This window comes from Variovorax sp. GW821-FHT10B04 (assembly GCF_059415645.1).
The window spans coordinates 610885-624730 of record NZ_JBWKNQ010000001.1 but is presented as its reverse complement, the minus strand read 5'-3'; the positions used below and the strand labels follow the sequence as shown (position 1 = coordinate 624730).

The following is a 13846-nucleotide window of genomic DNA, read 5'->3' as shown; positions in this document are numbered from 1 at the left end:
GCGCAATGGGCCAGTGACGACGGAGCGCTCCGGTGTCGCCAAAAGATATTGCAGGCTTCAACAAGTGAGGAACTGCCATGGCGACATATTCGGATCAGAACGTGATAGGTCGGATCTCCGACGACCCCTTGCCCGTTGTGGCGGGGCACGGTAGCGGGGTTTCATGGGGCGCGATATTCGCGGGCGCCGTGGGCGCGGCGGCCTTGTCCCTGGTGCTGGCGCTGCTCGGCTCGGGCCTGGGCTTCTCGTCGGTCAGCCCCTGGACCAACCGCGGGGCGAGCGCGGCATCGATCGGCATCGCGGCCATCCTGTGGCTGTCGTTCACGCAGATCGCCGCGTCCGGCATGGGCGGCTATCTGGCGGGTCGCCTGCGCACGAAGTGGGTGGGTGTCCATACCGATGAGGTTTACTTCCGCGACACCGCGCACGGCTTCCTGGCCTGGGCCGTCGCAACGCTGGTGACGGTCGCGCTGGTGGCTTCGGCGGTGGGTTCCGCCATCAGCGCCGGTGCGCAGGCGGGTGCTTCGGTGGTTGGCGGTGTGGCCTCGACGGCAGCGGTCGCGGGTGCCGGCGCAGCGGGCGCGGCAGCGAACAGCCCGTCCGGCTCCGACGCATCGGCGAACCCGTTGAACTACTTCGTGGACTCGCTGTTCCGCAGAGACGCCGCCGCACCGACGCCCGCCCCTGCAACTGACGCCGGCACGGCGCCCGCCGCAGCGCTGCCGGCACCCGACCGGACGCCCGGCAATTCGAATGCGGAAGTCACGCGCATCTTCCTGAACAGCATCCGCACCGGCGCTCTTCCGCCGGAAGACGCGAAGTACGTCGGGCAGGTCGTCGCGCAACGCACCGGGCTGAGCCAGCAGGACGCGGAGAAGCGCGTGAACGACACCTATGCCAAGGCGCAAGCCGCGTTGAACGACGCGCAGACCAAGGCCAAGGAAGCGGCGGACGCTGCCCGCAAGGCGTCGGCTTACGCCGCACTGTGGCTGGTGGTTTCCATGCTGATCGGCGCCTTCGTCGCGAGCTTCGCAGCGACGTACGGTGGCCGCCGTCGCGACTTCTGAAACTGAACCCGAACTCGAAAGGACCTGATCATGCGTTCACTCTTGCTGTTTTTTCTCGGTGTGCCGATCCCCGTCATCATCCTGATCGCGTTGTTCTTCCACTGAAGGTTGCGGTTCGACCTGCCATCGGCGCCCCGCCAGCCGGCGTGCCGATGGCTTCGGTCGAGATGGGTCGAGGAGCGATTCCGCACGGCAAGCATGAGGCGGCTTCCGGCGGACCCGGGCATGTCCTTTCGGCGACGACCGGGATGCAGGGGCGTAAGACAGGCTTTGCTTCCGCTCCTAGAATTCGGCCCCTTGCACCGAATTCGTGCATTCAGCCCGCGTTCTGCGGGCTGTGTTCATCCATCAAAGGCCTCTGCCAATGTCTGGCTCCTCCGCGCTTCGTCCTCCCTTGCCTGCTTCCCAGAACGCTGTTCCGGCCCCATCCGCCCAAGGATTCCAGATCCGCATCGTCGGCGCCGCCGCGTTCGCCCATCTGCTCAACGACCTGATCCAGGCGCTGCTTCCGTCCGTCTATCCGATGCTGAAGACGCAGTTCGCCCTGAACTTCGCCCAGATCGGCTGGATTGCGCTGGTCTATCAGATCACCGCATCGCTGCTTCAACCCTGGGTCGGGCTCTACACCGACAAGCACCCCAAGCCCTATCTGCTGCCGATGGGCATGACGGTCACGTTGACGGGTATCGCGCTGCTCGCGTTCGCCAGCAGCTATGGCATGTTGCTGGTGGCAGCCGCGGTGGTCGGCGTGGGTTCGGCCACCTTCCACCCGGAAGCCTCCCGCGTGGCGCGGATGGCATCCGGCGGACGCTTCGGCACGGCGCAGTCCACCTTCCAGGTGGGCGGCAATACCGGTTCGGCCATCGGGCCGCTGCTTGCGGCGGCCTTCGTGGTACCGCACGGGCAACCGGCCATCGCGTGGTTCATGCTGGCGGCGTTGCTGGCCATTGCGGTGCTGTTGAAGATCACCGGCTGGACGGTGCGGCATGGCCAGGCGCAGGTGAAGAGCCTGAGCCGCCAGAGTGCCGGAGGACTCGGCCGCAATCAAATCATCCGTGCGGTGGTCGTCATCGCCATCCTGATGTTCGCCAAGTTCGTCTACATCGCGGCCTTCACGAATTACTTCACGTTCTATCTGATTCAACGCTTCGGACTCGGCGTGCAGCAGAGCCAGATGTATCTCTTCATGTTCCTGGCGGCCATTGCCCTGGGCACTTTCGCGGGCGGACCGGTGGGCGACCGCATCGGGCGCAAGGCCGTGATCTGGGTGTCGTTCCTGGGTGTGGCGCCTTTTGCGCTGGCGCTTCCGTATGCCGACCTTTTCTGGACCGCGGTGCTCGCCATTGCCGTGGGCCTGGTCATGTCGTCCGCCTTCGCGGCGCTGGTCGTGTATGCGCAGGAAGCGGTGCCCGGCCGCGTCGGCATGGTGTCCGGCGTCATGTTCGGGCTGATGTTCGGCATCGGCGGCATCGGCGCCGCCGGGCTCGGCAATCTCGCGGACATCCACGGGCTGCCGTGGGTCTACAAGCTGTGTTCCTTCCTGCCGCTGCTGGGGTTGGCGACGGCGTTTCTTCCGAATACGCGGGCCAAGCAGCGCTAGGCCTGGAGCTTCTGTTGCAGCGCGTCGCGCAGTTTCAGCAGGGTGGCATGCAGCGCGACCCGCTCCGCAGGATCGAGCAGTGACAGGATCTCGGCCTGCGCTCGCTGCGCTTGTCGCAGCACACGCTGATAGAGCGCGCGTCCTTTGGCGGTGATGCGGCAGACGACTCTCTTTCCGTGGTCGGGGTCCGCTTCGACGCTGACCAGTCCGCGGCCGGACAGTGACTGTGTCGAGCGGCTCACCAGCGCCTTGTCCGACATCGAGAGCTTGACGAGCTCGCTGAACGGAATGGGCGTGTAGGTCGCAAGCGCAGCCAGGGTGCGCCATTCCGGCGTGGTCAGCTCGAACTCGCCCAGGTAGCCCGAAGCCACTTCACGCTGCAAGGTGCTGGCGAGCCGTCCGAGGACGAAAGACGGGAAGTCCTCGACACCGAGGTTTTCGCCATCGGCACCCGGATCGGCCCAGGGTGACACCGCCGTCTCCTCAAGGATTTCGACAGGCTGGGCGGCGGAGAGCTTCATCGGGCAATTATCACAGTCCGAGTTGGGCAATACCGCCGCTCGCGCGCTCGCGATACAGGGCACCGATGTCGTACGCGGCCTTCTGGCCCACCTGTTGCGCGATCCCGCAGCGCCCGCCATTGAAGAAGTTGAGGCGATCCGGAACCGGCCGGAATCCGGGGAAGCCTTCCAGCCAGAGCCGGATCATGTGGCGCCGCTGCTCGACCGCCACGTGGTCCTCGAACTGCGTCCTGGCGTGCAGGACCGCCACGTTGTTGGTCATCAGCAAATCACCGGGCTGCATCCGGAAGGCAATGCGCAACAAGGGCGAGCTTGCCAATTTGTCGAAGTAGTCCAGTGCGTCAAGTTGCGCATCGCTCAAGGGAATTCCCGCTTCCTTGTGGCCGGCGGCAATCGGCGACCGGACATAGCGGCAACTGAGTCGACCCTGCGCCTGCGCGAACACCGGTACCAGGTCGCGGGTGAAGGGCCCGTCTTCCGGCCGGCCTTCGCCAAAGCGATGCCAATGGAAGCCCCGGTACAGCAGCGCCAGCAGATCCGGGCGCTGTTCGCGCATGGCGTTGTGCACGGCGATCGCGCTGGTCAGCACGCTTTCACCACCCGACTTGGCGTCCTGCACGCATGCGAGTCCGATCATGTCGGAAGCAGGGTCCGTGTGAAGACGCAACTCCTGGCTGGTTCGGTATTGGCGGGGCGAGGGCTCCTTGCCGGTCACGTCGCTGACGTCGACCAGGCGCTCGCCGTTGACAGTCTGCGGTACGTGGGATCCGAGCCAGGTTCCCAGTCCCCATGCGGCCAGCCGGGCCCTGTCCTTGTGCCAGTCGCCCAGCGGAAGCCCCCGCAGCAGTACGAATCCCCGGCCTTCCTGCAACACCGCCCGCACTTCATTCAGCCGTGGCGCCAGCGCATTGAACGGGAAGTCCTCCTTGCCGACATCGTTCCAGCCAAGGCCGCGCTCTTCCAACGCCACGCAAAGCGCCGTCAGTTCGTCGACTTCCGCCGCAGTCACGCGGTGGGTGAAGTCAGCCGGGCTCTTGAAGGTGGACGCGTTCCAGTCGGCGGGGTCGTGGACGGGCAGGGCGGCAAGGTCGGGTGAGGCGAATGAGGCAGGCATGCGTGCGGTCCTTTGCAAAAGTGGTCGATCATCAAGTTTTGTTGATTGAGTCAACATAAGGGATAACGTTGATTGTTGACTGCATCAACACGATCGTCTAATTCGCTCGGACGGCAGGGCACGCGCCTCGTCATCGCCCGTTACATCCCACGAAAGAGAGCATGAACGCCAGACTGAACCCATCCTCCCTCGAAGCCGCCGATGGCTCTTCCCTTCGCATCGAACGCATGACGGGCGCGCTCGGCGCCCGTGTGTATGGCGTCGATCTCCGCAGGCCGCTGAGCGATGAACATCGCGATGCCGTGCAGAGCGCCTTCGACGCGCATCTGCTGTTGACCTTTCCCGGCCAGGAGCCGCTGTCGCCCGAGGCGCACATGGCCTTCAGCGAAATCTTCGGCGCCCATCAGGACCTGCCGCACATACCTCTGGTCGCCGGCTATCCGAAGCTGCAGGAGGTGCTGGCCGAGGTCGCCCACGTGAAGGGCCAGGTCGTCGGGCAGAACTGGCATTCGGACAGCAGCTTTCTTGCCGCGCCGCCGCTCGGCGTCGCCATGCGCGCGGTCGAGCTGCCCGAATACGGCGGCGACACCGCCTTCGTCAACGCCTGCATGGTCTTCGATGCTCTTTCGCCTTCCCTCCAGCAATTGCTGGAGGGCCTTCGGGCGGTGCACAGTGCCACCCGCGTGTTCGGAAAGGCAGCACAGGAACGCGCCGTTCAACTCAATGTTCGCGAGAACGCCAGTGTCGAGGAGGGCGAGCGAGAGAGTTCGCATCCTGTCGTGCGGACGCATCCGCGCACCGGTCGCAAGGGCCTGTTCGTGAATCGGGTCTACACGCAGCGTTTCGACGGCTGGACGGCCGAGGAGAGCGCGCCGTTGCTGGGCTATCTCTATTCGCTGTTCGATCGGCCCGAGTTCGGTTGCCGCATCGAATGGAGTCCGGGCATGGTGCTCCTGTGGGACAACCGCTTCACGCTGCACCGAGCCATCTTCGACTATGCCGGCCAGAGGCGGTACATGGTGCGCACCACGATCCAGGGCGAACGCCCGGCCTGAACGGCTGACGGCCCATCCAGACATCCAGGAGACAAAACGATGAACGATTCCTTGAACCGCCGCCTGTTTTCCGCCGGCGCACTCGGACTGCTGCTGCCGCTGCCCTTGCGCGCGCTCAGTGCCGAGGGCGCGTTTCCGAACCGCCCGCTCAAGTTCGTCAACTGGTCGAATCCGGGCGGAAACCTCGACATCCTCGGACGCATCGTGGGTGACGCGGCATCGCGGCGGCTGGGTGTGCCGGTCATCACGGAGAACAAGCCGGGCGCCTCCGGAATCATCGCAACGGACTATGTCGCCAAATCGGCGCCGGACGGCTACACCGTGCTGATCACTTCGAGCACCGGGCACCTGACCAACACGCTGACGCGCCTCAAGCTGCCTTTCGATCCGGTGAAGGACTTCGAGCCCTTGTCATTGCTGGCGGCGGGCAACATCGTGCTCATCGCGAGTCCGGCGGCGCCCTTCAGCAATCTGAAGGAATTGGCCGAGTATGCGAAGAAGAGCAGCAAGCCCTTGAGCTATGGCAGCTTCGGCATCGGGACGAGCGCGCATCTGTATGGCGAAGCGCTCAGCAGTGCCATCGGTGCGCCGTTGCTGCACGTTCCGTACAAGACGGGCGAGATGGGCGCGATGACCGACGTGATCGGTGGGAGCCTCGACCTGTCGTTCCTGTCCCAGGGGACGGCCAAGGCCCAGGTCGGAAAAGTGAAGATGCTTGCCATCTCGGGCACGCAGCGGACGGCTTCGGTGCCGGACGTTCCCACTTTCGCCGAACAGGGCTTCAAGGACTTCGGTACGGCGGGATGGATCGCGGCGTATGCGCCCGCCGCAACGCCGAAGCCCGTGGTCGCGAAGCTCGCATCGACGCTCCGGGACGTGCTCCAGCAGCCCGACGTCGTGTCGCGCCTCGAAGGACTCGGCTACGACGTCATCGGCGGAACGCCCGAGGAACTGTCGGCTTTCTACAAGGACGAGTACAAGCGCTTCGCAAAGCTCGTGCAATTCGCAGGCATCAAGCCCGAGTGACGCGCGCCGGGCGATCGGCAAGCCCGGCCTACACCGCCCCGCGCGTGTCGAGCCGAGCCTTGCCGTAGCTCCGATACCGCTCGCGCACGACGGCCATTTCCTGCGCGTCGAGGATCACGGGCGCACCGAGCTGCGCGCTCATCCAGTATTGCCGGGCCAGCGTCTCGAGTCGGGCCGCGCTGGCGACGGCCTTTTCCACAGTCGCCGCGTGGCAGATCATCCCGTGGTTGGCCAGCAGGCAGGCGTTGCGCCCGTCGAGCGCATCGGCGGCCGAGCGTGCGAGCGCGTCGGTGCCGAAGGTCGCGTACTCGGCGCAGCGCACGTCGTCGCCGCCGAAGCCGGCCAGCATGTAGTGGAAGGCCGGAATCGGCTTGCGTTGGCAGGACAGCGCGACGCATGCATCGGAGTGCGTGTGCACCACGGCCTGCGCCTGCGGATAGCGGCGGTAGATCTCGGCGTGCATCGACCATTCGCTCGATGGAATGCCCGGGCCGCGCGTGTCGCCGTCCAGCGTGACGTGCACGAAGGCCTCGGGGCTGATGCTGTCGCCGTCCGCGCCGGTCGGGCTGATCAGCGCCCCGTCTCCGAAGCGGCAGCTCATGTTGCCGGCACTGCCGTTGTTGAGGCCGAGGCGCGCCAGGCGCTTGTAGCCGGTGGCGAGCGACTGGCGCAGCGCGGTGTCGGACGCGGGATTCGGGGATGTCGTCATGAGGTTCCTGCGCCATGGCGCGTGAAAGATTGAACGAAGGCGTCAGGCGCCCTGCATGCTCTGGAGCATCGGCAGCAGCATGTCCTCGGGCCCGAGCTTTCCGGACTTGAGGCACAGCGCAATCAAGGCGTCGCCGTCATGCGCCACGGCACGTGCGATGCCCGGCCCGGCGTATGGGCCGACCTGAAGCCGGTCGATGCCCAGGTGCGCGAGCACGGCGCCCGAGGTCTCGCCGCCGGACACGATGAAGCGCGTCACGCCCGCATGGCGCAGGCGTTGCGCGAGCCGGCCGAGGATGTCTTCCGCCAGGGCCGCGGCCTCGTGCCTGCCGACCCGCGCCTGGATGCGCTCGATGATGTCGGCCTGCGCGGACGTGGCGATCGCCACCGGCCCGTCCATCAGGTTCTGCAGCGCCCAGTCCAGTGCATGCGCCACCACGTCGGCGCCGTCGAGCGCTCGCTCGACATCGATCCAGTGCACCGGGCGGTCGCGGGCAAAGGCATGCAGCTGTGCGATGGAGCGATCGGCGCAACTGCCGGCCAGCACCACGCCCGGGCCGGCCACTGCGGGCAGTCGCGCAGTCGCGCTTTCGGGGGCCAGCCAGCCGTGCTGGCGCCACAGCGCTGGCAGGTAGGCGCAGATGGACGAATTGCCGGTCATCAGCGGCCAGTCCCATGTCAGCTCGGCCACGGCGGCGAGGTCGGCGGGCTCGGCCGCGTCGGCGATGGCAAAGCCGATGCCCGCGTCTTCGAGCGCACGGGCGTGGGCGCGCAGGGCGGCCGGCCCCGCATGCACGACCTGCTGCGGTATCAGCCCGACGCGGGTCGCGGTCTGCCGCTGCAGGGTCCGCACGAGGTTGGGGTCGAGCATCGGCGTCAGCGGGTCGAAGCGCTTGGGCGACTCCGAGATCAGCATGTGGTCCGCGAACAGATGGCCCTGGAACACACGGCGTCCGGCTTCCGGAAAGGACGGGCAGAAGGCGGTCAGCCGCGCGCCGGTCATGTCCCGAAGCAAGTCGGCGCACGGCCCGATGTTGCCGTCGTCCGTCGAGTCGAAGGTGGCGCAGTACTTGAAGAACAACTGCCGCGCGCCGTGCGATAGCAGCACCTGCGCGCCTTGCCGGAAGGCGGCAACGGCTTCGGCGGCCGGCACGACGCGCGTCTTCTGCGCAATCACCAGCGCTTCCAGATCGGTGTCCAGGGACGCCGCTGCGTCGGGATGCGTCACGAAGCCGCAGCGCACGCCCTGCGCCACGAGCATGGCGGCGAGCTCCATGCCGCCGGTCAGGTCATCGGCCAGCGCGCCGAACAAGAGTGTCATGAACGAGTCTCCAAACTTGGCTGTTGCATTGCTATTGCACTACATCAAACATGATATATCATGCAGCGAATTAGCAAATCGCCCAAACAGCCAAGGATTCCGCATGTCGTCCGTTGCCTCGCCTGCTCTTGCCAATCACCAGGACGCCCAGTTGCGTCAGCGCGCAGCCAGGGTGGTGCCGGGCGGCATGACCGGGCACCTGAACGCGGCCGCGCTGCCGGCGGGTTATCCGCAGTTCTTCGAGCGCGGGCAGGGCTGCCGGGTGTGGGATGTGGATGGCAATGCCTACATCGACTTCATGTGCAGCTGGGGCCCGAACCTGCTGGGCCATCACCATCCCGAGGTCGACGCCGCCGCCGAGCGCCAGCAGGCGCTGGGTGACTGCCTGAACGGGCCCACGCCGCGCTTCGTCGAACTGGCCGAGCGCTTCGTGGCGCGCAGTGCGCATGCCGACTGGGTGCTGTTCCAGAAGAACGGCACCGACGCCACCACCGTCGCCGTGATGGTGGCGCGGGCCGCCACGGGCAAGCGCAAGGTGCTGGTCGCGACCAAGGCCTATCACGGCGCCGACCCCTGGTGCACGCCGGTGCCGAACGGCATCACGGCCGAGGACCGCGCGCATCTCGTCTACTACACCTACAACGATGTGGCGAGCCTCGAAGCCGCCGTCGGGGCGGCGGGCGACGACCTCGCCGCCATCGTCTGCTCGGCGTTCAAGCACGACATCGGCGTGGACCAGGAACTGCCCAGGCCCGAATTCGCGCGCCGCGCCCGCGCACTGTGCGACAAGGCGGGCGCCGCGCTGATCCTCGACGAGGTGCGCGCCGGCTACCGCATGCATGCCGGCGGCAGTTGGGAAACGGTCGGCGTGCGGCCCGACCTCAGTGCGTGGAGCAAGTCGATCGCCAATGGCTATGCGCTGGCGGCCGTCACCGGCGTCGATGCGCTGCGCGATGCCGCCACCCGCATCTACACCACCGGTTCATTCTGGTCGGGCGGCGTCGCCATGGCGGCCGGCCTGGCCACGCTGGAGGTTGCCGAATCCACGGACGTGGTGGCCCATGTGCAGCGCATGGGCCAGCGCTTTCGCGACGGCATCGCCGCACAGGCGACGAGCCACGGCGTGGGCGTGCGCCAGACCGGGCCTGCAGCCCTGCCGCTGATCCTGTTCGAGAACGATCCGGGCGTCGACCGGGGTGCGGTGTTCGCGGCCGAGGCCCTGCGCCGCGGCGTCTACCTGCATCCGCGCCACAACATGTTCCTGTCGCTGGCGCACACCGAGCAGGACATCGATCTCGCCCTGCAGGCGACCGACGCGGCGTTCGCGCTGGTCGCGCAGCGCTTCGGCAGCCACTGACGACCACGCACAGGACGCAGCAGCATGAGTACGGTTTCCACGGTTTCTTCTGCAGGCCGGCCGGGCACGGAAGCCTCGGCACACGTCGGCGGCGCCGCCATCGAGATCAGCGGTCTCAGCAAGCGCTTCGGCGCGGTGAAGGCCGTCGACGGCGTTTCGCTCAGCGTGCAGGCCGGTGAGTTCCTGGCGCTGCTCGGGCCCAGCGGCTCGGGCAAGACCTCGATCCTCATGAGCATCGCCGGCTTCGAGCTGCCCGATGCAGGCGGCATCGCCATCGACGGCAAGGACGTGACCTATCTGCCGGCCAGCCAGCGCAACCTGGGCATGGTGTTCCAGAAGTACACGCTGTTCCCGCATCTCACCGTGCTCGACAACGTGGCCTTCGGCCTGAAGATGCGCGGCGTTGCGCGTGCGGAGCGCCACCAGCTGGCCGCGCAGGCGCTGGCCACCGTGCGGCTCGACGGCTACGGCGCGCGCATGCCGGCGCAACTCTCCGGCGGCCAGCAGCAGCGCGTGGCGCTGGCGCGCGCCATCGTCTACCGGCCCAAGGTGCTGCTGATGGACGAGCCGCTCAGCGCGCTCGACAAGAACCTGCGCGAAGAGATGCAGCTCGAGATCAAGCGGCTGCAGTCGCAACTCGGCATCACGGTGGTCTTCGTCACGCACGACCAGGGCGAGGCGCTCACCATGGCCGACCGCGTGGCTATCCTCAACCAGGGCCGCATCCAGCAGCTCGATGCTCCGCGCGCGCTGTACGAGAAACCGCAGACGCGCTTCGTCGCCGGCTTCATCGGCGAGACCAACTTCGTGCCGGTGCAGGTCGGCCCGCTGCGGTCGACCGGTGCGCTGGTGCAACTGCCCGGCGGCGTGGGCGCACGCGAAGTGCGCAGCGACGCGCTGGTCGGCCGCGTCGCCGCCAACAGCGCGGCCGTGGCTGCGATCCGGCCCGAGCAGATCACGCTCGGGCGCACCGAGGACCCGGCGGCGCTCCAGGCCACGGTGAGCGGCGTGATCTACAGCGGGTCGACGGTGCTGTGCATCGCCCAGCTCGCCGACGGTACCGAGCTGCGTGCGCGGCTGCCCGATCCGAGCCGCGTCGCGGTGTCGAGCGGCGACCGCGTCGGCCTGCTGTGGCCGGACGACGCATTGCGCATCTACGGGGACGACGTGCACGGAGTGCCGGCGCGATGACGGCCGCGGCCATCACGCCGGCGGCCTCGGTGCCGGGCGCCGCCACGGCGCCGTCGGCGCTCCGGCGCCTGTGCCTGGGCAGCCGCTCGATCAGCGTGGCGGCATCGGCCGCGCTGCTGGCGCCGTTCTTCGCGCTGCTGCTGCTGGTGTTTCTCTATCCCTTGCTCAGCCTGCTGTCGACCAGCTTTCTCGAGCCGCATCCCGGCTGGGGCAACTACGCACGCGTGTTCGACAACCCGGTCTACCTGCGGGTGATGCTGCGCACCGGCTGGATCAGCCTGCTGACCACGCTGCTCGCGCTGGTGCTGGGCTTCCCGATCGCCTACATGATGACCAAGGTGAAGGGCGCCACGGCCGCCTTGCTCACCGCCTGCGTGCTGCTGCCGCTGTGGTCGAGCGTGCTGGTGCGCACCGCCGCCTGGATCGTGCTGCTGCGCCGCGACGGCATCGTCAACAACGTGCTGCAGTGGCTCGGCATCACGGGCCGGCCGCTCACGCTGCTCTACACCGAAGGCGCGGTGGTGCTGGCCATGGCGCACGTGCTGCTGCCTTTCCTGATCCTGCCGATCTACTCGGCGCTGAAGAACATTCCGGACGACTACATGCGCGCCGCCGCCATGCTGGGCGCCAACCGCCGCCGGGCCTTCTTCGAGGTGTTGCTGCCGCTGAGCCGCGCCGGCGTTTGGAGCGGTTGCCTCATGGTGTTCCTGTCGGCGCTCGGCTTCTTCGTCACGCCCGCGCTCATCGGCAGCCCGCAGGAGCTGATGATCGCCACGCTGGTCTCGCAGCAGGTGCGCGAGATGCTCGACTGGCCTTTCGCGGCCGCGCTCATCGGGGTGCTGATGGCGGTCGTCGCCACGCTGACGATGGTCTTCAACAAGGCCGTCAGCTTCAACCGGTTGATCGGGGGTGGGGCATGACCCGGATGAACCAAACGACCCGCGCGCGCTTCGACCTCGGCGCCTTCTCGCTGCGTGCCTACGTGTGGCTGGTGGTGCTGTTCATCATGGTGCCCACGCTGATCATCGTGCCGATGTCCTTCAGCCCGGCGGACTTCCTGGAGTTCCCGCCGAGTGGGTTCACGCTGCATTGGTACGAGGAATTCTTCGGCGACCGGCAATGGCAGAAGGCCGCGGTGCTGAGCCTGCAGGTCGCAGGGCTCACCATGCTTTGCTCGGTGGTGATCGGCACCATGGTGTCCTATGCCATCGTGCGGGGCACGGCGCATTTCCGCTCGGTCACGCAATTGATGGTGATCGGCCCGGTGATCGCGCCGCACATCGCGGTGGCGGTGGCCTGCTACCTGTTCTACCAGCGCCTGGGCGTCGTCGGCTCGCTGGCCGGCTTCGTGGCGGCGCATACGGTGCTGGCGCTGCCCTTCGTCATCTTCACCGTATCGGCGGCGTTGAGCCGGGTCGACCCCGACCTCGAATCCGCCGCCATGAGCTGCGGCGCCAGCCGGCCGCGTGCGTTCTTCCACGTCACGCTGCCGCTGATCGTGCCGGGGCTGCTGAGCGGTGCGCTGTTCGCGTTCATCATTTCCTTCGACGAGCCGGTGGTGTCGTTCTTCGTCTCGAGCGTGCGCCAGCGCACCTTGCCGCGACGCATGTTCGAGGACATCGAGCAGAACCTCACGCCCGTCATTCCGGCCATCGCCACCTTGCTCACCCTGCTGTCCATTGCGGTGCTGATCGCCGTCGCGCTGCTGCGCGTGCTGGAGCGGCGCCGAAAGAGCGGCTGATCCTGCAATCCATTCCCGGTTTTTTCTGGTCTTCGTTCACAAGGAGTTCGTGATGATGAATTGGCTCGATCGATGCAAGGGCGTTGCATTCGCCTCCCTGACCTGCGCGGCCCTGGCGGCTGCCTCGGGCGCCCATGCGCAGGCGCTCGAAAAGGAACTGGTGATCGCCACCACCGGCGGCCTGATGGAGAAGACGCTCGTGCAGCACTTCTACACGCCGTTCTCGAAGGCCAGGGGCGTCGAGGTGGTGCCCGCCGCGATCGAGGTGCCGGACCAGTGGGCCAAGGTGCAGGCCATGTCGCGCAGCGGCGGCATGGAGTTCGACATCGTCACGGCCACGCCGCCCGACCTGGTGCAGAAGAAGGACCTGCTCGAGACCATCGACTGCAGCAAGCTGCCCAGCGTGACGGCGAACGGCGTGAAGGGCGCTTGCACGCCCTATGGCGTGATCCGCACCGTCGGCGGCATGCAGATCGGCTACAGCACCGACGCCTTCAAGGGCGCCAACGTGCCCAAGACCTGGGCCGACTTCTGGGACACCGCAAGGTTCCCCGGCCCGCGCGGCCTGCCCGACACCGGCGACCGCGAATGGTGGGTGCCGGTGGCCGCCTTGCTGGCCGACGGCGTGACGCCCGACAAGCTGTTCCCGCTCGACCTCGACCGCGCCTACAGGAAGCTCGACAAGATCCGCCCGAACGTGGCGGTCTGGTGGAAGAGCGGTGACCAGCTGCAGCAGATCATGCGCAACAAGGAAGTGGTCATGAGCATGGGCTACTCCGGCCGCCTGATCTCGCTGATGAACGCCAAGGTGCCGCTCGCCGTGTCCTGGGACGGTGCGATCCGCGACGTCGGCTACATGTCGATCCCCAAGGGCGCACCGCATCCGAAGGCGGCCCTGGCCTATCTCGACTACTTCTATGCCTCGTCGCCGGAGCAGCACGTGGCCTTCGTCAATGCCGTCAACTACGACACCGGCAACGGCAAGACCGCCAACCTGTTCCCGCCGGAGCGCCGCGCGATGCTGGCCACTTCGGCCGAGAACTTCGACAAGCTGATCGTGGCCGACTACGAATGGATCGGCAACAACCGCCAGATGCTGCGCGACCGCTGGGTCGCCTGGCTGGGCCGCTGAGACGCCGCGTCCC

General features: G+C 67.2%; 13 protein-coding genes. 9 read left to right on the top strand and 4 right to left on the bottom strand.

All coding sequences use genetic code 11. From position 1 onward, the window contains the following. Nucleotides 1-77: 77 nt before the first annotated feature. Both AC07PZ_RS02960 and AC07PZ_RS02955 read left to right on the top strand, forming a co-directional pair. Nucleotides 78-1067: a hypothetical protein gene (locus AC07PZ_RS02960; protein WP_495293514.1), complete on the top strand. Its 990-nt coding sequence runs from the start codon at nt 78-80 to the stop codon at nt 1065-1067. A gap of 364 nt (nt 1068-1431) precedes the next feature. Continuing rightward, entirely contained in the window at nt 1432-2667 is a 1236-nt protein-coding gene (locus AC07PZ_RS02955) for an MFS transporter (protein ID WP_495293513.1), read from the top strand. On the opposite strand, the gene AC07PZ_RS02950 is transcribed toward AC07PZ_RS02955, so the two are convergent. After that, nucleotides 2664-3188 (bottom strand): MarR family winged helix-turn-helix transcriptional regulator, encoded by a 525-nt coding sequence (locus AC07PZ_RS02950; protein ID WP_495293512.1) that lies wholly within the window; start codon nt 3186-3188, stop codon nt 2664-2666. The genes AC07PZ_RS02955 and AC07PZ_RS02950 overlap by 4 nt on opposite strands. A gap of 10 nt (nt 3189-3198) precedes the next feature. Then, entirely contained in the window at nt 3199-4302 is a 1104-nt protein-coding gene (locus AC07PZ_RS02945) for a TauD/TfdA family dioxygenase (RefSeq protein WP_495293511.1), read from the bottom strand. A gap of 161 nt (nt 4303-4463) precedes the next feature. On the opposite strand from AC07PZ_RS02945, the gene AC07PZ_RS02940 reads away from it, so the two are divergent. After that, on the top strand, nt 4464-5357 hold the full coding sequence (locus AC07PZ_RS02940; protein WP_495293510.1) for a TauD/TfdA dioxygenase family protein: 894 nt from the start codon (nt 4464-4466) through the stop codon (nt 5355-5357). A gap of 39 nt (nt 5358-5396) precedes the next feature. Next, entirely contained in the window at nt 5397-6383 is a 987-nt protein-coding gene (locus AC07PZ_RS02935) for a Bug family tripartite tricarboxylate transporter substrate binding protein (RefSeq protein ID WP_495293509.1), read from the top strand. A gap of 28 nt (nt 6384-6411) precedes the next feature. On the opposite strand, the gene AC07PZ_RS02930 is transcribed toward AC07PZ_RS02935, so the two are convergent. Beyond that, nucleotides 6412-7092 carry a class II aldolase/adducin family protein gene (locus tag AC07PZ_RS02930; RefSeq protein ID WP_495293508.1) on the bottom strand — a complete coding sequence of 227 codons (681 nt, stop codon included), beginning with the start codon at nt 7090-7092 and terminating at the stop codon, nt 6412-6414. Nucleotides 7093-7134: 42 nt separating this feature from the next. Next, on the bottom strand, nt 7135-8412 hold the full coding sequence (gene otnK / locus AC07PZ_RS02925; protein WP_495293507.1) for a 3-oxo-tetronate kinase: 1278 nt from the start codon (nt 8410-8412) through the stop codon (nt 7135-7137). Between the two features lie 103 nt (nt 8413-8515). Here otnK and AC07PZ_RS02920 point away from each other — a divergent pair, with 103 nt between their 5' ends. The 5 genes from AC07PZ_RS02920 to AC07PZ_RS02900 are packed head-to-tail and all read left to right on the top strand — an operon-like array spanning nt 8516 to nt 13833. Further along, complete coding sequence (locus AC07PZ_RS02920; protein WP_495293506.1) at nt 8516-9769, top strand: aminotransferase class III-fold pyridoxal phosphate-dependent enzyme; 1254 nt, start codon at nt 8516-8518, stop codon at nt 9767-9769. Nucleotides 9770-9793: 24 nt separating this feature from the next. Then, complete coding sequence (locus tag AC07PZ_RS02915; protein WP_495293505.1) at nt 9794-10960, top strand: ABC transporter ATP-binding protein; 1167 nt, start codon at nt 9794-9796, stop codon at nt 10958-10960. Then, entirely contained in the window at nt 10957-11880 is a 924-nt protein-coding gene (locus tag AC07PZ_RS02910; RefSeq protein ID WP_495293504.1) for an ABC transporter permease, read from the top strand. Before AC07PZ_RS02915 ends, AC07PZ_RS02910 begins: the two co-directional genes overlap by 4 nt. A gap of 5 nt (nt 11881-11885) precedes the next feature. Beyond that, entirely contained in the window at nt 11886-12701 is an 816-nt protein-coding gene (locus AC07PZ_RS02905; protein ID WP_495293503.1) for an ABC transporter permease, read from the top strand. A 52-nt stretch (nt 12702-12753) separates the two neighbouring features. Beyond that, nucleotides 12754-13833 carry an ABC transporter substrate-binding protein gene (locus AC07PZ_RS02900; protein ID WP_495293502.1) on the top strand — a complete coding sequence of 360 codons (1080 nt, stop codon included), beginning with the start codon at nt 12754-12756 and terminating at the stop codon, nt 13831-13833. The last annotated feature ends 13 nt before the right edge of the window (nt 13834-13846 follow it).

Coding starts and splice junctions, on each gene's coding strand:
- AC07PZ_RS02960 (WP_495293514.1), top strand. CDS start 78: ATGGCGACATATTCGGATCAGAACGTGATAGGTCGGATCTCCGACGAC.
- AC07PZ_RS02955 (WP_495293513.1), top strand. CDS start 1,432: ATGTCTGGCTCCTCCGCGCTTCGTCCTCCCTTGCCTGCTTCCCAGAAC.
- AC07PZ_RS02950 (WP_495293512.1), bottom strand. CDS start 3,188: ATGAAGCTCTCCGCCGCCCAGCCTGTCGAAATCCTTGAGGAGACGGCG.
- AC07PZ_RS02945 (WP_495293511.1), bottom strand. CDS start 4,302: ATGCCTGCCTCATTCGCCTCACCCGACCTTGCCGCCCTGCCCGTCCAC.
- AC07PZ_RS02940 (WP_495293510.1), top strand. CDS start 4,464: ATGAACGCCAGACTGAACCCATCCTCCCTCGAAGCCGCCGATGGCTCT.
- AC07PZ_RS02935 (WP_495293509.1), top strand. CDS start 5,397: ATGAACGATTCCTTGAACCGCCGCCTGTTTTCCGCCGGCGCACTCGGA.
- AC07PZ_RS02930 (WP_495293508.1), bottom strand. CDS start 7,092: ATGACGACATCCCCGAATCCCGCGTCCGACACCGCGCTGCGCCAGTCG.
- otnK (WP_495293507.1), bottom strand. CDS start 8,412: ATGACACTCTTGTTCGGCGCGCTGGCCGATGACCTGACCGGCGGCATG.
- AC07PZ_RS02920 (WP_495293506.1), top strand. CDS start 8,516: ATGTCGTCCGTTGCCTCGCCTGCTCTTGCCAATCACCAGGACGCCCAG.
- AC07PZ_RS02915 (WP_495293505.1), top strand. CDS start 9,794: ATGAGTACGGTTTCCACGGTTTCTTCTGCAGGCCGGCCGGGCACGGAA.
- AC07PZ_RS02910 (WP_495293504.1), top strand. CDS start 10,957: ATGACGGCCGCGGCCATCACGCCGGCGGCCTCGGTGCCGGGCGCCGCC.
- AC07PZ_RS02905 (WP_495293503.1), top strand. CDS start 11,886: ATGAACCAAACGACCCGCGCGCGCTTCGACCTCGGCGCCTTCTCGCTG.
- AC07PZ_RS02900 (WP_495293502.1), top strand. CDS start 12,754: ATGATGAATTGGCTCGATCGATGCAAGGGCGTTGCATTCGCCTCCCTG.